Below are 20573 nucleotides of genomic sequence, written 5' to 3'. Positions count from 1 at the left end.
ACGTCAATGCCCCGCCGCCGCCGGATCGTGCGCGACCGGACCCTTTGGACGCTTGAGGAAGATGACCAGCGGGATCGCTGCGGCGGTCAGGATCATCATCGCGTAGAAATCGTTGAGATAGGCGATCATTGCCGCCTGCCGCGTCACTTCGGCATTGGCCATCGCCAGCAGCGCGTCAGCCTGGCCGCCGAGATTGGCGAGCAGGCCGGGGTCGAGCGTCTGGAGGCGTTCGGCGGTAATGCTCGGGGCGAGATCGGCATGGCTGACCTGCGTGCTGCGCGCCAGGATCGTAGTGACCAGCGAAATGCCGATCGACGCACCGATGTTGCGCGACAGGTTGGTGAGGCTCGCCGCCTCGGTGCGTTGATGCGCGGGGAGGGTGGCAAAGGCCATGCCGTTGAGCGGCATGAAGATCATGCCCATGCCGAGGCCCTGCACGAAGCCGGAGACGATGAACGGCGTCGATCCCATCTGCAACGTCCAGGTCGTCATGTCCCACAATGACCAGGCGGCGAGTGCGAAGCCGGTGCCGACCAGCAGCCGTGGATCGACGCCCCGCGCGACCAGCCGTGCCGACAGTCCCATGGTGATGAGCACGCCCACCCCGCGCGGCATCAGCAACAGACCGGTGTCGATCACCGGATAGCCGTAAAGCGACTGCAGCATCGGCGGGAGCAATGCCATCGTCGCCATCATCACGACGCCCACGACCTGCATGAAGGCGAGCGCGGTGACGAGGTTGCGGTTGCGCCACAGGCTGCGTTCGAACATCGGGTTCTTGCCCGTCGCCATATGCACGACGAACATCCAGATCGCAGTGCCGGCGACGATTGTCTCGATCCAGATTTCGGGCGAAGAGAACCAGTCGGCATGCTGACCCCGGTCGAGCATCAGCTGCAGCGCGCCGATGCCGATCGCAAGCAGGGAGAAGCCGAACACGTCGAATGCGCGCTTGCGCACCGGGCGGCTGGGCAGCAGCCACCACAGGATGACGACGCAGATCAGCCCGAGCGGCAGATTGACGTAGAAGACCCAGCGCCAGTCGAAATTTTCGGTCAGCCAGCCGCCGAGCACCGGCCCCAGGATCGGGCCGATCATGATCCCCATGCCCCATACCGCCATCGCCTTTTGCTGGTCCTTGGGCGCGTTGATGTCGAGCATCACGGTCTGGCTGAGCGGGTTCATGAACGCCGCCGCGATCCCCTGAAGGATGCGGAACAACACCATCTGCTCCAGGCTCTGCGCCGCGCCGCACAGGGCGGAGGCGGCGATGAACCCGACGATCGAGATCAGGAACAGGTTGCGCGACCCGATCCGGTCCGACACCCAGCCGGTGATCGGGATCGCGATGGCCGATGCGACGATATAGCTGGTCAGCACCCAGGTAATCGTGTCCGCCGTCTCGACCTGCAGCCCATCGAGCAGCCCCGCCGCAACATCCTCGGGCCGGATGCCGAGGCGGTTCATGCCGGTATCGACCATCACGTCGCACGCCCCGCCGCCCGCATCGCGCCAGCGCCGCAGCTGCTGCACGCTGTTCAGCACCGGCCGGGCATGCGTCGCGGTCAATGCGACCGCCATGTCCTCCTCGCGCACGCCATGCAGCACCGACACCGCCACGCCCGCATCGACCAGCGCCAGCGCCTCGCTCCAGGTCGCGACGAAGAAATCGCGGCACCCCGCCTCTGCCAGATGCCGCACGACTTCGCGCGCGCCCAGTCCATAGCCATTGGCCTTCACCGCCGCCCCGCACGCCGCGCGCCCGCTCAACGCGGCAAGCATGCGCCAATTGGCGACCAGCGCGTCGCGGTCGAGACGCAGGCGAAGCGGAGAAGCGATCATCCCGCCCGGTTAGGCATCGCGCGCGCGCACCGCAATCACTCCTGAACCAGATCGCGTTCCCTGAGGAAAAACAACGTCACCAGTAACGCCATCGCCACCACGGCCCAGGTGTACCAGAGGCCAGCATAGGGATCGCCGCTCTTGGCGACCATGTACTGGCTGATCAGCGGCAGGAATCCGCCGAAATAGCCCGTGCCGATATGATAGGGGATCGACATCGAGCTATAGCGGATGCGCGGCGGGAACAGCTCGGTCAGCAGCGCCGCGACCGGTCCATAGGTCGCCCCCGACAGCGCCGCCAGCGCGACGATCGCGATCAGGATCAGCACCAGATCGACCGCGCCCGGCGTCACCTTCGCCAGCGAATAGCCCGACTCGGCCAGCGCCTTGTCGATGTCGACCGAGGTATTGGACACGACCGGAACACTGCCGATCGCGACCGACGCCGATGGGGTCTCCGCCTGGGTATAGGGGATGCCCTTTTTCGACAGGTAATCCATCAACTGGCCGCAGGTCGTCGATTGCTGGGCGGCGAACGGGTCATAGGCGCAATCGGGGCCGGACACGACCACCGGCGATCGCTTGGCCGCCTCGGCCAGCCCCGGATTGGCGGCATGCCCCATCGCCCAGAATAACGGGAACAGCAGCAACAGGGTAAAGCCATAGCCGATGATGATCGGCTTCTTCCGACCGATCTTGTCGGAGAGCTTGCCGAACAGGATGAACCAGAACAGCCCCGCCGCCGCGCCCCCGGCGGCGAGCAATTGCGCGACCACCGGCTCGACCCGCATCGGCCCCTGCAGGAACGACAGGACCGAGAAGGTCGCGGTGTACCAGATCACCGTCAGCCCGGCCGCAATGCCGAACAACGCGACCATCAGCCGCCGCCAGTTGCCCGGGTAGGTAAAGCTCTCCTTGAGCGGATTGCGCGCAATCTCACCCGACGCCTTCATCGCCTTGAACACCGGGCTTTCATTGAGCTTCACCCGCATCCACAGCGAAATGGCGAGCAGCGCGATCGAGAAGATGAAGGGCAGCCGCCAGCCCCAATCGTCGAACGTTGCCGCCGACATGCCGAACCGCGTGATCAGGACGACCGCCAGGCTCAGGATAAACCCCGCCGACACGCTCGCCTGGATAAAGCTGGTGTGATAGCCGGCCCGCCCCGGCGGCGAATGCTCTGCGACATAGATCGCCGCCCCGCCATATTCGCCGCCCAGCGCCAGGCCCTGCAGGATGCGCAGGCCGATCACGATCATCGGCGCAGCCACGCCGATACTGGCATAGGACGGCACCAGCCCCACGCCCGCCGTCGCAACGCCCATCAGCGTGATGGTGACGAGGAACGTGTATTTACGCCCCAGCTTGTCGCCCAGATAGCCGAACAGCACTGCGCCGAGCGGCCGGAACCCGAACCCGACCGCAAACCCCGCCCAGGCGTACAGCGCCTCCAGCACCGGATTGCCGGTCGCGAAAAAGGTCCGCCCGATGATCCCTGACGCGGCGAGCGTGCCGTAGATGAAGAAGTCATACCATTCGAACACGGTGCCCAGCGACGACGCGGTCACCACCTGCCGCATCTCCGCCCTGCTCGGCTCGCGCTGCGCCAGCGCCTCGTCCGCGGTTGTCGCCATGTCCAGAATCCCCCAATCCCTTTGGGGCAAAGGTTTAACGGGAATGAAGGGGGCGGCAAGCACCCAAAATCCTTCCCTGAGCTTGCTCAGGGGAGGATTTGGATTGCGCCGCAGTTGGGCCTAAAGCCCCCACATGCTCCGTCTCTCCGGCCTCAACCTCCCCCTCAACCACGCACCCGAGGCGATTCCCGCCGCCATCTGCGACCGCCTCGGCATCGCGCGGGACGATCTCAAGAGCTGGACGCTGTTCAAGCGCGGCAATGACGCGCGCCGCCGCAATGCGATCCAGCTGGTCTACACCTTCGACCTCGACCTGGCCGACGAGGCCGCGGTGCTCGCGCGCTTCCCGGGCGACAAGGACGTCCGCCCCACCCCCGACATGGTCTATCGCCCGCCGGTCACGGCACCGGCCGGCTGGTCGGGCAAGCGCCCCGTCGTCGTCGGCGCAGGGCCGTGTGGCATCTTCGCCGGCCTCATCCTCGCGCAAATGGGCTTCCGACCGATCATCCTCGAGCGCGGCAAGGTGGTGCGCCAGCGGACCAAGGACACCTGGGGCCTGTGGCGGCGCAGCGAACTCAACCCCGACAGCAATGTCCAGTTCGGCGAAGGGGGCGCGGGCACCTTTTCCGACGGCAAGCTCTATTGCCGGGTCAAGGACCCCCGCTTCCTCGGCCGCAAGGTGCTGGAGGAGTTCGTCAAAGCCGGCGCGCCCGACGATATTCTCTGGGAAGCGCACCCGCATATTGGCACCTTTCGCCTCGTCACCATGGTCGAAAGCATGCGCGCGGCGATCGAGGAGCTGGGTGGCGAATATCGCTGGGAGACGCGCGTCGACGATATCGACCTCGACGCCAACCGCAATCTGCGCGGCCTGCATCTTCACGACGGCAGTTACCTCGAAACCGACATGGTTGTGCTTGCGGTGGGGCACAGCGCGCGGCCGACCTTTGAAATGCTCCACCGTCGCGGCGTGCATGTCGAGGCGAAGCCGTTCGCGATCGGCGTGCGGATCGAACATCCCCAAGCATGGATCGACACCGCCCGCTTCGGCAATTGCGCGCGTCACCCCGATCTCGGCCCCGCCGCCTATTCAGTGGTGCACCACGCATCGAACGGGCGCAGCGTCTACAGCTTCTGCATGTGCCCCGGCGGGCGCGTCGTCGCCGCGACCAGCGAAGAGGGCCGCGTCGTCACCAACGGTATGAGCCAGTATAGCCGCGCCGAGTTCAACGCCAATTCGGGCCTGGTCGTCGCGATCGATCCGGCACGCGATTATCCCGACGGTCCGCTCGCGGGCATCGCGCTGCAGCGGCAGTTCGAGGATCTGGCGTTCATCGCCGGCGGCTCCAACTACAACGCCCCGGTCCAGCGCGTCGGCGACCTGCTCGCCGGCCGCGCCTCGACCGCGATCGGAGAGGTGGTGCCGAGCTACAAGCCCGGCGTCACCCCGACCGACCTGTCCGCCTGCCTGCCCCCCTTCGTGATCGAGGCGTTCCGCGAGGCGCTGCCCGTGTTCGGCCGCCGCATCGCCAACTACGCGCACCCCGACGCGATCATGACCGGCGTGGAAACCCGCACCTCCAGCCCCGTCCGCATCACCCGCGGCGGCGATTTCCAGAGCCTCAATACCCCCGGCCTGTTCCCGGCGGGCGAAGGCGCGGGCTATGCCGGCGGCATCCTCTCCGCCGCGATCGACGGGATCAAGGTCGCCGAAGCGGTGGCCGCGCGACTGATCGAGGTGCGCTGATAGCGCCTTATTGCAACTAATTCGCACGAGCAAAGATTTCTTGACACGGCGCAATTCGTCGGTTGCCCCGTCTCTATAAAGGGCCTAAGGCGCCCCCGTCCCTGCGGCCAATAAGTAGGACCGGCCGCCCAACGCATGTTCAGGGAGGCTCATTTGGCCCGCAAGAAGATCGCCCTTATCGGCGCCGGCAATATCGGCGGCACGCTTGCCCATCTCGCTGCACTCAAGGGACTGGGCGACATCGTCCTGTTCGACGTGGTTGAGGGCGTTCCGCAGGGCAAGGCGCTCGACCTGTCGCAGTGCGGCCCGGTCGAAGGCTTCGACGCCACCATCACCGGCAGCAACGACTATGCCGACATTGCGGGTGCAGACGTCATCATCGTCACCGCCGGCGTGGCCCGCAAGCCGGGCATGAGCCGCGACGACCTGCTCGGCATCAACCTCAAGGTCATGAAGGCCGTTGGCGAGGGCATCGCCGCCAACGCCCCCGACGCCTTCGTCATCTGCATCACCAACCCGCTCGACGCGATGGTGTGGGCGCTGCGCGAATTCTCCGGCCTGCCGCACAGCAAGGTCGTCGGCATGGCCGGCGTGCTCGACTCGGCGCGCTTCAGCCACTTCCTCGCCGACGAGTTCAAGGTGTCGGTCAAGGAAGTGAACAGCTTCGTGCTCGGCGGCCATGGCGACACGATGGTCCCGGTTGTCCAGTATTCGACCGTCGCGGGCATTCCCGTCCCCGACCTCATCAAGATGGGCCGCACCACGCAGGAGCGCATCGACGCGATCGTCCAGCGCACCCGTTCGGGCGGCGGCGAGATCGTCGGCCTGCTCAAGACCGGCTCGGCCTTCTACGCCCCCGCCACCAGCGGCATCGCGATGGCCGAAGCCTATCTCTACGACCAGAAGCGCCTGCTCCCCTGCGCCGCGCACCTGACCGGCCAGTACGGCGTCGATGACCTTTATGTCGGCGTTCCGGTGATCATCGGCGCGAACGGCGTCGAGCAGATCGTCGAAATCGAGCTGGACGACGAAGCCAAGGCCAACCTCCAGGTCTCGGTCGACGCGGTCAAGGAACTGCTGGTCGCGTGTAAGGCCATCGACAGCTCGCTGGCCTGATGTCGGCAGCCGCCCTCATCGCAGCATTCGGAATGGCGCAGGCGGCTCCCGCCCCTGCGCCATCGCCGCTGTTTGCGGCGTTCAAAGCGGCGTGCTTCAACCTCAAGAGCGCGGACGGCAAGTCGGCGTTCGACACGGTGGCCCACGCCGCCAAGGCTGCAGGCTGGATCGAGGTCATGGAGGCCGATGCCGATCCGCGCATCGCCAGCATCACCGCCAAGGGTCGCGCAGCGGTGCAGGCCGAGGAGCCCGATGGCACCCAGTCGGGCCAGATCTTCCGCCACAGCTTCGACGGCCGCACCGTCTGGCTCGTAACCAGCCGCTTCGTTGCGAAGGAAGGCTATTGGGGCAATGGCTGCCGCGCCTACGACCTCGACGCCCCTGCCGCACCGCCGCGCGAAGTGATCGATGGCTGGGTCGGCTCTGCACCGACCGGCGTTCAGGCCAACGGCACTGCGACCAAGCGCCTGTGGGAACCGTGGCAGACTGGCGTCACGCTCGAAATTACCTATGTCCCGCGCGGTCACCCGCTGGGCTCGTCTTACGGCATCCAGGGCCTGGTCCTGGTCTCGCAATCTATCGGAGGGTTCTGAATGTCCATTCTCATCGACCGGAATACCAAGGTCATTACCCAAGGGATGACCGGTGAGACCGGCACCTTCCACACCCAGCAGGCGCTGGCATACGGCACCCAGATGGTCGGCGGCGTGACCCCGGGCAAGGGCGGCACCACGCATATCGGCCTGCCGGTGTTCGACACCGTCGCCGAAGCGAAGAGCAAGACCGGCGCCGACGCATCGGTCATCTACGTTCCGCCGCCCTTCGCCGCGGACTCGATCCTTGAGGCGATCGACGCCGAAATCCCGCTGATCGTGTGCATCACCGAAGGCATTCCGGTGCTCGACATGGTCAAGGTGAAGCGGTCGCTGTCGGGCAGCAAGTCGCGCCTGATCGGCCCGAACTGCCCCGGCCTGCTGACCCCGGGCGAGTGCAAGATCGGCATCATGCCGGGCAACATCTTCTCGAAGGGCAGCGTCGGCGTCGTCTCGCGCTCGGGCACGCTGACCTATGAGGCGGTGTTCCAGACGACCAATGCCGGCCTGGGCCAGACCACCGCAGTCGGCATCGGCGGCGACCCGGTCAACGGCACCAACTTCATCGACGTGCTCGAGCTGTTCCTGGCCGACGACGCGACCGAATCGATCATCATGATCGGCGAAATCGGCGGCGACGCCGAAGAGCAGGCCGCGCAGTTCCTGATCGACGAAGCCAAGCGTGGTCGCAAGAAGCCGATGGCCGGCTTCATCGCGGGCCGCACCGCACCTCCGGGCCGTCGCATGGGCCATGCCGGCGCGATCGTGTCGGGCGGGAAGGGCGACGCCGAAAGCAAGATCGCGGCGATGGAGGCAGCGGGCATCCGCGTGTCGCAGTCGCCCAGCCTGCTCGGCGAAACGCTGCTCGAGGCGTTGAAGGGCTGACGATCTTCCTTCTCCCCTCGTGGGAGAAGGATACGAAGCCTTGGCAACTTGTTGCCTAGGCGGAGTTGGATGAGGGGGACGACGGCTATACCAGCCCCCTCACCCTCCCGTCGCTGACGCGACGGCCCCTCCCTCTCCCACAAGGGGAGAGGGAATAGAGGACAAAGATGATGGGCGTTGATGGGTTGGATTTCGCGGAGATCGCAGGTGGCGTGAGCCCCGCTTTCGTCGAGACGATGTATGCGAAGTTCAAGGTGGACCCCGCCTCGGTCGAGGCCGGCTGGCGGCAGTGGTTCGAGGGGCTGGAAAGCACCGCGACCGGCCCGAGCTGGGCCAATCCGCGCTGGCCGCTCAAGGACACCGACGCGCTGACCGCGGCGCTCGACCCGACCCAGATGGAGCCCGCGCCCAAGCCTGCGCGCGGTGGCGCCCCGGCTCCGGCAGCGGCCCCCGCCCCGGCTGCATCGAGCGCCGACATCGCGCGCGCCGCGAACGATTCGATCCGCGCGATGCTGCTGATCCGCACCTATCGCGTGCGCGGGCATCTCGCCGCCAATCTCGACCCGCTCGGCCTCGCCAAGCAGGAACTGCCGGCCGATCTGACGCCGGAATATCACGGCTTCACCGACGCCGACATGGACCGCCCGATCTATCTCGGCGGCACGCTTGGCCTGGAAAAGGCGACGATCCGTGAGCTGGTCGCGATCCTGCGCCGCAATTACTGCGGCAATGTCGGCCTCGAATATATGCACATCGCCGATGTCGAGGAGCGCCGTTTCCTGCAGGAGCGGATCGAGGGACAGGACAAGGCGATCGAATTCTCGCCCAACGGCAAGAAGGCGATCCTGTCCAAGGTGATCGAAGCCGAGCAGTGGGAAAAGTTCCTCGGCAAGAAATATGTCGGCACCAAGCGCTTCGGCCTCGACGGCGGTGAATCGATGATTCCCGCGATGGAAGCGATCATCAAATATGGCGGCCAGTACGGCGTGCGCGAGATCGTGTACGGCATGGCGCATCGCGGCCGCCTCAACATGCTCGCCAATGTGATGGCCAAGCCCTATCGCGTGATCTTCCACGAATTCGCCGGCGGTTCGGCCAACCCCGACGATATCGGCGGTTCGGGCGACGTGAAATATCACCTCGGCACCAGCACAGACCGCGAGTTTGACGGGATCAGCGTCCATATGTCGCTGGTCGCCAACCCCTCGCACCTCGAAGCGGTCGACCCGGTCGTGCTCGGCAAGGTCCGTGCGCAGCAGACCAACCGCAACGACCTTGAGAACCACGAGCAGGTCCTCCCCGTGCTGCTGCACGGCGACGCGGCGTTCGCGGGTCAGGGGATCGTGTGGGAGTGCCTCGGCTTCTCGGGGATCCGCGGCTACAACACCGGCGGTTGCATCCACTTCATCATCAACAACCAGATCGGCTTCACGACGAGCCCGCAATTCGCGCGCTCCTCGCCCTATCCGTCGGACGTGGCGAAGGGCGTGATGGCGCCGATCTTCCACGTCAATGGCGACGATCCCGAGGCGGTGACCTTCGCGTGCAAGATGGCGATCGAATATCGTCAGAAGTTCAAGCGCGACGTCGTGATCGACATGTGGTGCTATCGCCGCTTCGGCCATAACGAAGGCGACGAGCCGTCCTTCACCCAGCCGCTGATGTACGCCAAGATCAAGGGCCATCCCGGCGTCGCCGACCTCTATGCCAAGCGGCTGGAGGCAGAGGGCGTGATCGATGGCGGCTTCGCGGCCAAGCATATCGCCGACTTTACCGCGCATCTCGAGGAAGAGTTCAGCGCCGGCGCGACCTACAAGGCGAACAAGGCCGACTGGTTCGGCGGCCGCTGGACCGGCCTCTCCGCCCCGGTCGATGCCGAGAATGCACGCCGCAACGTCGAGACCGGCATCGACCGCAAGCTGTTCGACAGCCTCGGCCGCACGCTGACCAGCGTTCCCGACGGGCTGACCCCGCACAAGACGCTGCTGCGCGTGCTGGACGCCAAGGCGAACATGTTCAAGTCGGGCGAGAATTTCGACTGGGCGACCGGTGAGGCACTCGCCTTCGGCTCGCTGCTGTCGGAAGGCTATGGCGTGCGCCTGTCGGGCCAGGATTCGGGCCGCGGCACGTTCAGCCAGCGTCACGCCGTCTGGGTCGACCAGACCGACGAGCGCAAGTATGTGCCGCTCAGCACCATCCCGCACGGCCGGTTCGAGGTGCTCGACAGCCCGCTCTCCGAATATGGCGTGCTCGGCTTCGAATATGGCTACGCCCTCGCCGACCCCAAGAGCCTGGTGCTGTGGGAGGCGCAGTTCGGCGACTTCGTCAACGGCGCACAGATCATGATCGACCAGTTCATCGCGTCGGGCGAGTCCAAGTGGCTGCGCGCCAACGGCCTGGTGATGCTGCTTCCGCACGGCTATGAAGGCCAGGGCCCCGAGCACAGCTCGGCACGTCCCGAGCGCTTCCTTCAGTTGTGCGCGGGCGACAATATGCAGGTCGCGAACGTCACCACCCCGGCGAACTATTTCCACCTGCTGCGCCGCCAGATGCACCGCACCTTCCGCAAGCCGCTGGTCATCATGACGCCCAAGTCGCTGCTCCGCCACAAGCTGGCGGTGTCGACTGCCGACCAGTTCCTCGGCGACACGCACTTCATGCGCATCCTGTCGGACCCCTCGGCTCCGGCGGACAAGGATGTGAAGCGCGTCGTGCTGTGCACCGGCAAGGTCGCCTATGACCTGATCGAGGCACGCGATGCCGCGGGTGACACGAACACCGCGATCATCCGCATCGAACAGCTCTACCCCTTCCCCGGCGATCCATTGGTCGCGCGCTTGGCGCGCATGACCAATGTCGAGGAAGTGGTGTGGGCGCAGGAAGAGCCGCGCAACAATGGCTACTGGTTCTTCGTCGAGCCCTATATCGAGGCTTGCATGGTCGAAGCGGGCATCAAGCCGCAGCGTCCGCGCTATGCCGGTCGCGCAGCGGCGGCATCGCCCGCCACCGGCCTGATGAAGCGCCACCAGGCCGAACAGGGCGCGCTGATCGCCGACGCGCTCGGCCACAATGTGCGGGAGGAAATCCGCCGCGCACGCACCACCGAAGACCCCAAGACCGCCGGCAAGGCGGGCGCCTGATCCCCAGGAAGGACCCAACGAGATGGCCACCGAAATCCTCGTCCCCGTGCTGGGCGAATCGATCACCGAAGCGACGCTGGGCGAATGGCTCAAGCAGCCGGGCGAGCCCGTCGCGGCTGACGAGCCCGTCGCCAGCCTCGAGACCGACAAGGTCTCGGTCGAAGTCCCCGCGCCCGTCGCGGGCGTGATGGGCGCGCACGCCGTCGCCGTCGGCGACACCGTCAATGTCGGCGCGCTGATCGGCACGATCGAGGCCGGCTCGGGCGCCGGAGCATCGCCCGCCGCTGCGACCCCGGCCCCAGCTCCCGCCACCGCCGCGCAGCAGGCTCCCGCCGAGCCCGCCGGCGAAGCCGCCGCCGCCCTCTCCCCCGCGGTGCGCCGCGCGGTGCTGGAGCATGGCGTCGATCCCGCGACGGTCACCGGCACCGGCCGCGACGGCCGCATCACCAAAGAAGACGTGATCGCCGCCGCCTCGTCCAAGCCCGCCGCCGCCCCGGCTGCGGCCCCTGCCGCGGCTGCGACCAGCGCCGCCCCGGCCGCAACCGGCGGCCGCAAGGAAGAGCGCGTGCGGATGACCCGCCTGCGCCAGACCGTCGCCCGCCGCCTCAAGGACGCGCAGAACACTGCCGCGCTGCTCACCACCTTCAACGACGTCGACATGACCGCCGTCATCGAAGCGCGCACCAAGTACAAGGATCTGTTCGAAAAGAAGCACGGCGTCCGCCTCGGCTTCATGGGCTTCTTCGTGAAGGCCGCGTGCATGGCGCTCAAGGACATCCCCGCCGTCAACGCGCAGATCGACGGCGATGAGATCGTCTATCACGACTATGCCGACATCTCGGTCGCGGTCAGCGCGCCGCAGGGCCTGGTCGTTCCGGTGATCCGCGACGCCGACCAGATGAGCGTCGCGCAGGTCGAAAAGACGATCGGCGACTTCGGCAAGCGCGCCAAGGACGGCACGCTCAAGATGGAAGAGATGAAGGGCGGCACCTTCACCATCTCCAACGGCGGCGTGTTCGGCTCGCTGATGTCGACCCCGATCATCAACCCGCCGCAGTCGGCAGTGCTCGGCCTCCACCGCATCGAGGATCGCCCGGTCGTCCGCGATGGCCAGATCGTCATCCGCCCGATGATGTATCTCGCGCTCAGCTACGACCACCGCCTGATCGACGGGCGTGAGGCGGTGACCTTCCTCGTCGCGCTCAAGAACGCGATCGAGGATCCGACCCGCCTGCTGATCGACCTGTAAGGAAGCGCGCGATGAGCATGGTCGTCTATCTGCGTCGCGCGACGCCTGAACAGGTGTCCGCGCTGGCGACCGGCTCGTTACAGTTGGAATCGGTCATGTTCGATGGGCCGAAGGATGGTCTGTTTGATTGCGAAAAGGCATGGCATGCTTTGCATTTCATGCTCACCGGCCACTCCGGGCATTCCGACCACCCTCTTAGCGTGCTGGAGACAGGCGACGAGAATCTGATCGGCACCGACGACCTTGGTCTGGGCGGCTACTGGCTCATTGAGCCCTCGCAAGTGCGGCGGTTCGCCGCCGAACTTGAGGTGCTGTCGGATGCGGAAATCGCGAAACGATATGACCCCGTGGCGATGGCAACGGAGCATGTCTATCTAAGCGATATGTTCGAGGAAGAGGGCGACGCTGCGTTGCCCTATGTGATGCAAGGGGTTCCCAAGTTACGGGCAGTCTCTCGCGCCGCTGCGGATGCCGGTGATTATCTCATCGGCATACTCAGCTAGGATTGAAGGCAGAAACAATGGCTGAATACGACTTCGACGTCCTCGTGATCGGTGCCGGACCCGGCGGCTATGTCGCGGCGATCCGCGCGGCACAGCTCGGGCTCAAGACCGCGTGCGCCGAGGGGCGTGAGACGCTGGGCGGCACCTGCCTCAATGTCGGCTGCATCCCGTCCAAGGCGCTGCTGCACGCGTCCGAGCTGTACAACGAAGCCGCCAGCGGCGCGCTCGCCAAACTCGGTGTGAAGCTCGGCAGCGTCGAGCTCGACCTCGACGCGATGCACGCGCAGCGCAAGGACGCGGTCAAGGGCCTGACCGGCGGCATCGAATATCTGTTCAAGAAGAACAAGGTCGAATGGCTCAAGGGCTATGCGGCGTTCACCGGCAAGGATTCGGTCCAGGTCGGCGACCGCACCGTCCGCGCCAAGAACATCGTCATCGCCACGGGCTCGAGCGTCACCCCGCTGCCCGGCGTCACCGTCGACCAGCAGGTCGTGGTTGACTCGACCGGTGCGCTCGAACTGGCCAAGGTGCCCGAGCATCTCGTCGTCATCGGCGGCGGCGTGATCGGCCTTGAGCTGGGCAGCGTGTGGCGCCGCGTCGGTGCGAAGGTGACCGTGGTCGAATATCTCGACCAGATCCTCCCCGGCTTCGACGGCGACGTGCGCAAGGAAGCGCAGAAGCTGTTCAAGAAGCAGGGCATCGAGTTCAAGACCGGGACCAAGGTGACCGGCGTCGCGGTCAACGGCGGCAAGGCGACGATCACCGTCGAACCGGCCAAGGGCGGCGATGCAGAGACGATCGAGGCGGACAACGTCCTCGTCGCGATCGGCCGCCGTCCCAACACCGAAGGCCTCAACCTCGAGGCCGCCGGCCTCACCGTCAACGCGCGCGGTCAGATCGAGGTCGGTCACGAGTTCGAAACCGCGGTCGACGGCATATGGGCGATCGGCGACGTCGTCCCCGGCCCGATGCTCGCGCACAAGGCCGAGGATGAGGGGATTGCGGTCGCGGAGAATATCGCTGGCCTCACCGGAATCGTGAACCACGACCTGATCCCGTCGGTCGTCTACACCATGCCCGAAATCGCCGGCGTCGGTCTGACCGAGGAAGCCGCCAAGGAAAAGGGCGAGATCAAGGTCGGCAAGTTCCCGATGGCCGGCAACAGCCGCGCCAAGACCAATCACGAACCCGACGGCTTCGTGAAGGTCATTTCGGATGCCAAGACCGATCGCGTGCTCGGCGTGTGGATCATCACCAGCCTCGCCGGCACGATGATCGCCCAGGCGACGCAGGCGATGGAATTCGGCGCGACCAGCGAAGACATCGCCTATACCTGCCACGCCCATCCGACGCACAGCGAGGCGATCAAGGAAGCGGCGATGGCGGTCACCGGCAAGCCGATCCACATCTGATCGCGACAGAGGGGGACGACATGATCGCACTGGCGCTGGCCCTGATGGCCATGTCCGACGACAAGCCGGTGCGCAGCGTCGATCTCTACGTCACCCCGCTCTACTCCAGCGCGGCCAAGGCATCGAAGCGGGTGGTTCGGGTCGATCCCGATCTCGACCCCCTGCTCCGATCCGACCGCGCGGAGGATGTGCTGACCGCGCAGGAGCGCGTCCGCGCCAATCCGGCCGAGGTCAGCCCGCTGGCAATGATGGTGCTGGCGGCGCGCCTCTACGATGTCGGCGCGCGCGATGAGTCGGTATTCTGGTTCTACGTCGCCAAGGACCGGTTCATGGCGATGGCTGGCGTGCTCAGCGGCTATGACAGCCCCGGCATGTTCGCTGCAGGCGGAGAGGCGCGCGCGGCGATGGGGGCGTTCGTCCAGCTGGCCGGGCCGACGATCAACGGCTACGCTTTCTGCAACATCGACAATCAACAGGCGCTGCGTCGCAGGGCCTATGACTGGGTCGCCGCCAACCCTTATGCGCTGATCTTCGACACCGCCCGCCCTGCCAAGGGCGAGGACCGCCAGGCCTTGCTCGACGCGGCGCTGGGGCGATTGCGCGAGGATATGGCCAAGGAAACGGCCTATCTTACCGACGCGGAAAACCGCGCCAAGCTTATCGCCGGGCGCAAGGAAAATGGTGCCGACGCCCGCTTCTGTTGGTAGAAACGATGTCGCGCTGCGCCCATTAGCTGCAGTTTAACCCGCCACCGCTAATGCGGAGCGATGTTCGCACGCCCATCTGCATTTCTACGCGACATGTCGATCTCGACACGGACGGCAATCACGCTTTCCGCGCTGATCGGGCTGATCTTCGTCCTGGCCGGCATCGTATCCTATCACGACAGCGCCCGCCGCACGCGCGACAGCGGGCTCGCCACGCTCGACCATTATGCCCGCGAGGTAGCGCAGCAACAGGAGGCGCGCTTTGCCCGCATCCGCGCGACCCATAATCGCGCCAGCGACCTGTTGCGGGCCGAGCTGTCCGCCAATCCCCGGCTCGACGATCCCGCAGCGTTCGACACGTTGTTTCCAGTCGATCCACGTGGCGGTCGCCGCAGCGCCGATGGGCTCTATACCGGCGCCAGCACGCCGTTCGGCCATATCCGCACGCTTGGCGGCTTTATCCCGCAAGAACCCGAAGCAGACGAACGCCGCCGTCTGATGGCTGCGACCGGGGTCGTCAGCCGTCTGGGCGAGGGCGTCAGTCCCGAGCTCGAGAGCCTCTATTACTTCACTCCCGAAAATGCGCTCGTAATCTTCGCCCCCGACCGGCCGGACCGGCTGCGCTTCTACCGCAAGGACGTGCCGAGCAGTTTCGGTTTCCAGCAACAGGAATTTGCGACGATCACCACCCGTGCCGCCAATCCGGCGCGCACCATGCGCTGCACGGCGCTGCGCCACATCCTGTACGATCGCACGGGCGGCACCTGGACAACCGGCTGCATGACGCCGGTCGATATCGACGGCCGGCACGTTGGCAGCTGGGGGACGAGCGTCCCGCTCGACGACCTCATGCCGACGCATGACCTGAACGATGTACCGGGAACCGGAGTGATCCTGATCTCGCGTGAGGGTCGGCTGATCCATCACCCCAGCTATACCCGTCAGAAGCGGTCCGGCCCCGAATCGATGCTCGATCTGACGACGACGCGCGACCCGCAGTTGGCGGCGCTCTGGGCGTTCGTGCAGCAGCATCGCGATGGCAATTATCTAGGCGAAGCATTCGACAGCTTTGTTGCGATGCGGCGGATCGATACGCCGGGCTGGTATGCACTGGTGGTGCAGGATCCGGCGGTGATGCAGGCCGAATCCAACCGCCTGATCCTGCGCATCGCGCTTACCGCGGCGGTCTGTCTGGTGCTTCAAGCGCTCGCAATCACCTGGCTGCTGCGCCGCCGCGTTGGTGCCCCGCTCGCCCGCCTGATCGAGCGCGCCCGCGCCCTTACCCGCCGCGTGCCCAGCGCCCGCTTCGTCGATGTCGATCGCGTCGCCCGGCGCGACGAAGTGGCGCAGCTGACGCAAGACTTCGACGTGATGGCCGAGCGGATCGGATCGGCGCAGAGCGAGCTCGAGCGCAAGGTGGCCGACCGGACCAAGGCGCTCCGCCGCGCCAATCTTCAGCTCAAGCTGATCGCGACGCGTGACCCGTTGACCGGCATTCCCAGCCGCCGCCATCTGGCGAGCGAGATCGACGCCCGGCTCGCCGTGCTGGGCGGCGAGAGCCATTACCTGCTCGCCTTCGACATCGATCATCTCCAGCGCGTCAATGTCGAGCATGGCGAGGAGGCTGGCGACCGCGCGCTGATCAACATCGCCAACGGCATCGCCGCGCTGCTGCGCGAGGGCGATCTGTGCGGACGGATCGGCGGCGCGGAGTTTGCCGCGTTCGTCCGCGCGGACAGCCAGGCCGAGGCGATGAACGTCGCCGAACGCGTCCGCACCGGTCTCTACGGCCTCGAAACGCCCGGCCGTTACGGCGAGATGGTCCGCGTGACCGTCAGCGCCGGTGTGACCGGCGCTACTGCCGGCGACCGGTTCGACTCGCTGCTATTGCGGGCCGAGGAAGCGCTTGCCGAGGCAAAACGCGGCGGGCGCGACCGCGCCGTGTGGCACCGCCCCGCCGGGCGGCGGCACAACCCGATGCAGCGCTCGGGCTGATCGCACGCGGGCAATTGCCTTCTCCTGCCCCACTGCTATAGTTGAGTAATACACAGGGGGAGAATCGTCCATGCGTCGCTATGCCACCATCGCACTTGCCGCAATTGCGCTCACCCCCCTGCCCGCGCTCGCCCAGGATCCCGCGCGCATGGATGCAGTGGTCCGCGCCGACGCCGACACGGGCGAATTCATGGGTGCCGTACTGGTCGCGCGCGATGACGTGGTGCTGCTGGACAAGGGCTATGGCTCCGCCAATCTCGAATGGAACATCCCCAATGACGGCGCGACCAAGTTCCGGCTCGGCTCGGTCACCAAACAGTTCACCGCCGTCGCTATCCTGTTGCTGCAGGACCGCGGCAAGCTGACGCTGGATGCGCCGGTCAAGACCTACCTGCCCGACGCCCCTGCGGCATGGGACAAGGTAACCGTCCGCCACCTGCTGACCCACAGTGCGGGGATTCCGAACTTCACCAACTTCCCCGATTACGGCGCAACCAAGACCCTGCCCGCGACCCATGCCAGCCTGATCGCGCGCTTCCGCGACAAGCCGCTGGAGTTCGCGCCGGGCGAGAAGTTCGCCTATTCCAACTCGGGCTATGTCCTGCTCAGCGCGATCGTCGAGAAGCTGAGCGGCCAGAGCTATGCCGCCTTCGTCGCGGAGCATCTGTTCAAGCCGCTCGGCATGGCCGACACCGGCTATGACAGTGCTGCCACGATCCTCCCGCGTCGCGCCTCGGGCTATGCCCCGACCAAGGAGGGTCTGGTCAACGCCGATTATATCAGCATGACCATTCCGCAAGGGGCCGGCGCACTCTACTCCACCACCCGCGACCTACTGAAATGGCAGCGCGGCCTCTATGGCGGCAAGCTGCTCAAGCCCGCCTCGCTCACCGCCTTTCGCACGCCGTACAAGGACGGCTATGCCCTCGGCATCGGCGTCCAGAGTGCGGGCGGCGTGACAACGATCGAACATGGCGGCGGGATCGAGGGGTTCAACACCTCGCTCGCCTATGACCCCGACCGCAAGATCACCGTGGTAGTGCTCGGCAACCTCAACGGCCCCGCGCCGGGCAAGCTGTCCAAATCGCTGCTCACCCTCGCCCGCGGCGGCACCGTGACCCTGCCCAGCGAACGCAAGGCCGCGACCGTCGCGCCCGATCAGCTCGCCGAATATGCCGGCGTGTACGAACTCGCCCCGACCTTCGCGCTCACCATGCGTATCAAGGACGGCAAGCTGATGACCCAGGCGACCGGCCAGCAGGAGTTTGAGCTGTTCGCCGAGAGCAAGGACCGCTTCTTCCTCAAGGTCGTCGACGCCCAGGTCGAATTCACCCGCGACGCCAGCGGCAAGGTCACCGGCCTGATCCTGCACCAGGGCGGACGCGCGATGCCGGCACAGCGGAAATAGCGCTGGAGGTTAGAGCCGCTCCCCCGGCTGCGCCGCGAAACGGTCGATCGCGGCGAGTTCTTCCGCGCTGAAGTCCAGCACCTTCACCGCGTCCAGCGAATTGTCGAGCTGCTCCACCGTCCGCGCCCCGATCAGCGCAGAGGTGACGCGCGGGTCGCGCAGCACCCAGGCGATCGCCATCTGCGCGAGCGTCTGGCCGCGCGCCGCCGCAATCGCGTTCAAACCCCGCAGCCGCTCCACGAGCGCATCCGTCACCCGCTCGCGCCGCAGCGAGAAGTCCTTCGCAGCGCGCCCGTCCTCCGGCACGCCATTGAGGTAGCGGCCACCCAACAGCCCCTGCGCCAGCGGCGAAAAGGCGATGCACCCCGCCCCTGCCCCGTCCAGCGCGTCGAGCAGACCGTCCTCGATCCAGCGGCTCAGCATCGAATAATCGGGCTGGTGGATCAGCAGCGGCACGCCCTCGGCACGCAATATTTCCGCCGCGCGCCGCGTCGCCTCGGGCGTGTAGCTCGAAATCCCGACATAGAGCGCCTTGCCCTGCCGGTGGATCTGCACCAGCGCGCCGATCGTCTCCTCGATCGGCGTGTCGGGGTCCATGCGGTGCGAATAGAAGATGTCGACATAGTCGAGCCCCATGCGGCGCAGCGACTGGTCGAGGCTGGCGATCAAATATTTCCGGCTCCCGCCATCGCCATAGGGGCCGGGCCACATGTCCCACCCCGCCTTGGTCGAGACGATCAGCTCGTCGCGATGCGGCTTGAGGTCACTCGCCAGCACCCGCCCGAACGTCTCCTCCGCCGATCCATAGGGTGGCCCATAATTGTTCGCGAGATCGAAATGGGTGACGCCGCGATCGAACGCGCGCCGCAGCATCGCGCGGCCGGTCTCATACACATCGACCCCGCCGAAATTCTGCCACAGCCCCAGCGAGATTGCGGGCAGCACGATCCCGCTGCGCCCGCACCGGCGATAGGGCATGCCGCCGGCATAGCGGTCGGCGGCAGGGACATAGCTCATCGGGTCACTCCTCGGGTCAGTCCGGCCGCGACCAAAGTCAGCCCGCCCGCGGCAATCGCCGCAATCCATAGCGCCGCGTCCGCCGCCGCCAAGCCCTGCTTCGCCCCCAGCACCACGCCGACCGCAAAGCCCAGCCACAGCATCAGATGTGGCACGAACGCCCAGCGGTCGGGGTCGCCCATCAGCGCGCCCGCCAGCCGCTGCGCCATCCGAACCAGCGATCCGGTCATGTAGGACACGCCGATCGCCACCTCGCCGTCACGCGCGAACACGCCATTTTCCATCCCCATCGCCGCCGCGACCAGCAGCAGCGGCAACGGCCCCGGCACCGCCATCCACAGTGCCGCCGCCAGTGCCAGCGTGATCGTCACCGCGCTCAACACCGCCACCTTGCGCCGCTCCGCAAAGCGCCGCGCGACGATCGTCGCGACCATCACCCCGGCAACGAACGCCAGGATCAACCCCGCCGCCAACGCCGCCGTCCCGTCCGCCAGCCCGATCCCGACGCCCAGCCGCGTCGAATTGCCGCTCATGAATGACACGAAATAGCCCCCCAGCCGAGTAAAGGCGATCGCATCGACAAAGCCGGCGAGCGCGGCCAGCGCGACGGCCAGGCCGATCAGGCGGGGCGGATAATCCTTCATCCCCGCCTTTTCCCAGCTTTGGCCGCGCACGCCAAGCCCGCGTTGACCGGAAGCACGCGGAGTGGGACAGGACAGCCATGTCGCCCACCCCGCTCCCGCTCGGCACCGTCCTGCCCTGGCTCGACCTGTTCGGCATCGCCGTATTCGCCGCGACCGGCGCGCTCGCGGCGGCGGGACGCGGGCAGACCTTCGTCACCGCCGCCTTTTTCGCGCTGGTCACGGGCGTCGGTGGTGGCACGATCCGCGATCTGCTGATCGGCGCGCCGGTCTGGTGGGTGCACCACCCGTTTGTCGCCGCCCTGTGCCTGGGTGTCGCGGCGGTCATCTGGGTGACGCCGCAACGCTGGTGGCAAGGGCAGGGGTTCGACTGGCTCGATGCGCTCGGCCTCGCCGCCTATGCCGTATTCGGCGCGGCCAAGGCGTTGAGCTTCGGCATCCCCCCGGTTCCGGCGATGCTGATGGGCGTGCTGACCGCGTGCGCGGGCGGCATCATCCGCGACGTGCTGGCGGGCGAACCGTCGATCCTGATGCGCCCGGAGCTATACGTCACCGCCGCCGCGCTCGCCTCCGGCCTGCATGTCGGCCTGACGCTTCTGGGCCTGCCGCTCTACGCCGCTGGCCTGCTCGCCGCGGGCGCGGGCTTCGCGCTACGCGCCGCCGCGATCCGCTGGAAACTCGCCC

Annotated in this window: 16 protein-coding genes; 12 read left to right on the top strand and 4 right to left on the bottom strand. The window is 66.6% G+C overall.

Translation table 11 applies throughout. The features are described 5' to 3' along the window. Positions 1–3 precede the first annotated feature (3 nt). Positions 4–1842 (bottom strand): DHA2 family efflux MFS transporter permease subunit, encoded by a 1839-nt coding sequence (locus tag AX681_RS06990; RefSeq protein ID WP_066681988.1) that lies wholly within the window; start codon positions 1840–1842, stop codon positions 4–6. 35 nt (positions 1843–1877) lie between these two features. Beyond that, positions 1878–3476 carry an MFS transporter gene (locus AX681_RS06985; protein ID WP_066659390.1) on the bottom strand — a complete coding sequence of 533 codons (1599 nt, stop codon included), beginning with the start codon at positions 3474–3476 and terminating at the stop codon, positions 1878–1880. 133 nt (positions 3477–3609) lie between these two features. On the opposite strand from AX681_RS06985, the gene AX681_RS06980 reads away from it, so the two are divergent. The 11 genes from AX681_RS06980 (at position 3610) to AX681_RS06930 (ending at position 18231) form a co-directional block, all read left to right on the top strand. Beyond that, complete coding sequence (locus tag AX681_RS06980) at positions 3610–5223, top strand: NAD(P)/FAD-dependent oxidoreductase (RefSeq protein ID WP_066659389.1); 1614 nt, start codon at positions 3610–3612, stop codon at positions 5221–5223. 153 nt (positions 5224–5376) lie between these two features. Then, positions 5377–6339, top strand: coding sequence for a malate dehydrogenase (gene mdh / locus AX681_RS06975; RefSeq protein WP_066659388.1), 963 nt, complete (start codon positions 5377–5379; stop codon positions 6337–6339). Continuing rightward, on the top strand, positions 6339–6932 hold the full coding sequence (locus tag AX681_RS06970; protein WP_066659387.1) for a hypothetical protein: 594 nt from the start codon (positions 6339–6341) through the stop codon (positions 6930–6932). The genes mdh and AX681_RS06970 overlap by 1 nt, the downstream gene beginning before the upstream one ends. Next, positions 6933–7817, top strand: a complete 885-nt coding sequence (gene sucD, locus AX681_RS06965; protein ID WP_066659385.1) for a succinate--CoA ligase subunit alpha — start codon at positions 6933–6935, stop codon at positions 7815–7817. A 170-nt stretch (positions 7818–7987) separates the two neighbouring features. Next, positions 7988–10957 (top strand): 2-oxoglutarate dehydrogenase E1 component, encoded by a 2970-nt coding sequence (locus tag AX681_RS06960; protein WP_066659396.1) that lies wholly within the window; start codon positions 7988–7990, stop codon positions 10955–10957. Positions 10958–10979: 22 nt separating this feature from the next. Continuing rightward, complete coding sequence (gene odhB / locus AX681_RS06955; protein ID WP_066681985.1) at positions 10980–12206, top strand: 2-oxoglutarate dehydrogenase complex dihydrolipoyllysine-residue succinyltransferase; 1227 nt, start codon at positions 10980–10982, stop codon at positions 12204–12206. Positions 12207–12217: 11 nt separating this feature from the next. Beyond that, complete coding sequence (locus AX681_RS06950; protein ID WP_066658992.1) at positions 12218–12709, top strand: DUF1877 family protein; 492 nt, start codon at positions 12218–12220, stop codon at positions 12707–12709. Positions 12710–12726: 17 nt separating this feature from the next. Beyond that, positions 12727–14121, top strand: a complete 1395-nt coding sequence (gene lpdA / locus AX681_RS06945; RefSeq protein WP_066658994.1) for a dihydrolipoyl dehydrogenase — start codon at positions 12727–12729, stop codon at positions 14119–14121. Between the two features lie 20 nt (positions 14122–14141). After that, a complete protein-coding gene (locus AX681_RS06940; protein ID WP_066658995.1) occupies positions 14142–14828 on the top strand; it encodes a hypothetical protein in 687 nt (228 codons plus the stop codon). 60 nt (positions 14829–14888) lie between these two features. Then, a complete protein-coding gene (locus AX681_RS06935; protein WP_082737907.1) occupies positions 14889–16823 on the top strand; it encodes a sensor domain-containing diguanylate cyclase in 1935 nt (644 codons plus the stop codon). A gap of 70 nt (positions 16824–16893) precedes the next feature. Then, a complete protein-coding gene (locus AX681_RS06930; protein ID WP_066658997.1) occupies positions 16894–18231 on the top strand; it encodes a serine hydrolase in 1338 nt (445 codons plus the stop codon). Positions 18232–18240: 9 nt separating this feature from the next. Here the strand turns inward: AX681_RS06930 and mgrA are convergent, their stop codons facing one another. After that, positions 18241–19248 (bottom strand): L-glyceraldehyde 3-phosphate reductase, encoded by a 1008-nt coding sequence (gene mgrA, locus AX681_RS06925; protein ID WP_066658999.1) that lies wholly within the window; start codon positions 19246–19248, stop codon positions 18241–18243. Continuing rightward, complete coding sequence (locus AX681_RS06920) at positions 19245–19922, bottom strand: YoaK family protein (protein ID WP_331709990.1); 678 nt, start codon at positions 19920–19922, stop codon at positions 19245–19247. Before AX681_RS06920 ends, mgrA begins: the two co-directional genes overlap by 4 nt. Positions 19923–19969: 47 nt before the next feature. Between AX681_RS06920 and AX681_RS06915 the strand changes: the two genes are divergently transcribed. Continuing rightward, positions 19970–20573, top strand: a 604-nt coding sequence (locus AX681_RS06915; RefSeq protein WP_066681981.1) for a trimeric intracellular cation channel family protein, incomplete at its 3' end; no start/stop codon positions are given.

It is taken from the genome of Sphingomonas sp. CCH9-E2 (assembly GCF_001557215.1).
In the GTDB taxonomy this organism is placed as follows: Bacteria; Pseudomonadota; Alphaproteobacteria; order Sphingomonadales; family Sphingomonadaceae; genus Sphingomonas.
Note: the sequence above shows the minus strand (reverse complement) of the source record. Positions and strands in the feature narration are given on the sequence as shown.

Excerpts from the sequence above, each read along its gene's own strand:
- AX681_RS06990 (WP_066681988.1), bottom strand. The coding sequence starts at position 1,842 with ATGATCGCTTCTCCGCTTCGCCTGCGTCTCGACCGCGACGCGCTGGTC.
- AX681_RS06985 (WP_066659390.1), bottom strand. The coding sequence starts at position 3,476 with ATGGCGACAACCGCGGACGAGGCGCTGGCGCAGCGCGAGCCGAGCAGG.
- AX681_RS06980 (WP_066659389.1), top strand. The coding sequence starts at position 3,610 with ATGCTCCGTCTCTCCGGCCTCAACCTCCCCCTCAACCACGCACCCGAG.
- AX681_RS06970 (WP_066659387.1), top strand. The coding sequence starts at position 6,339 with ATGTCGGCAGCCGCCCTCATCGCAGCATTCGGAATGGCGCAGGCGGCT.
- sucD (WP_066659385.1), top strand. The coding sequence starts at position 6,933 with ATGTCCATTCTCATCGACCGGAATACCAAGGTCATTACCCAAGGGATG.
- AX681_RS06960 (WP_066659396.1), top strand. The coding sequence starts at position 7,988 with ATGGGCGTTGATGGGTTGGATTTCGCGGAGATCGCAGGTGGCGTGAGC.
- odhB (WP_066681985.1), top strand. The coding sequence starts at position 10,980 with ATGGCCACCGAAATCCTCGTCCCCGTGCTGGGCGAATCGATCACCGAA.
- AX681_RS06950 (WP_066658992.1), top strand. The coding sequence starts at position 12,218 with ATGAGCATGGTCGTCTATCTGCGTCGCGCGACGCCTGAACAGGTGTCC.
- lpdA (WP_066658994.1), top strand. The coding sequence starts at position 12,727 with ATGGCTGAATACGACTTCGACGTCCTCGTGATCGGTGCCGGACCCGGC.
- AX681_RS06940 (WP_066658995.1), top strand. The coding sequence starts at position 14,142 with ATGATCGCACTGGCGCTGGCCCTGATGGCCATGTCCGACGACAAGCCG.
- AX681_RS06935 (WP_082737907.1), top strand. The coding sequence starts at position 14,889 with ATGTTCGCACGCCCATCTGCATTTCTACGCGACATGTCGATCTCGACA.
- AX681_RS06930 (WP_066658997.1), top strand. The coding sequence starts at position 16,894 with ATGCGTCGCTATGCCACCATCGCACTTGCCGCAATTGCGCTCACCCCC.
- mgrA (WP_066658999.1), bottom strand. The coding sequence starts at position 19,248 with ATGAGCTATGTCCCTGCCGCCGACCGCTATGCCGGCGGCATGCCCTAT.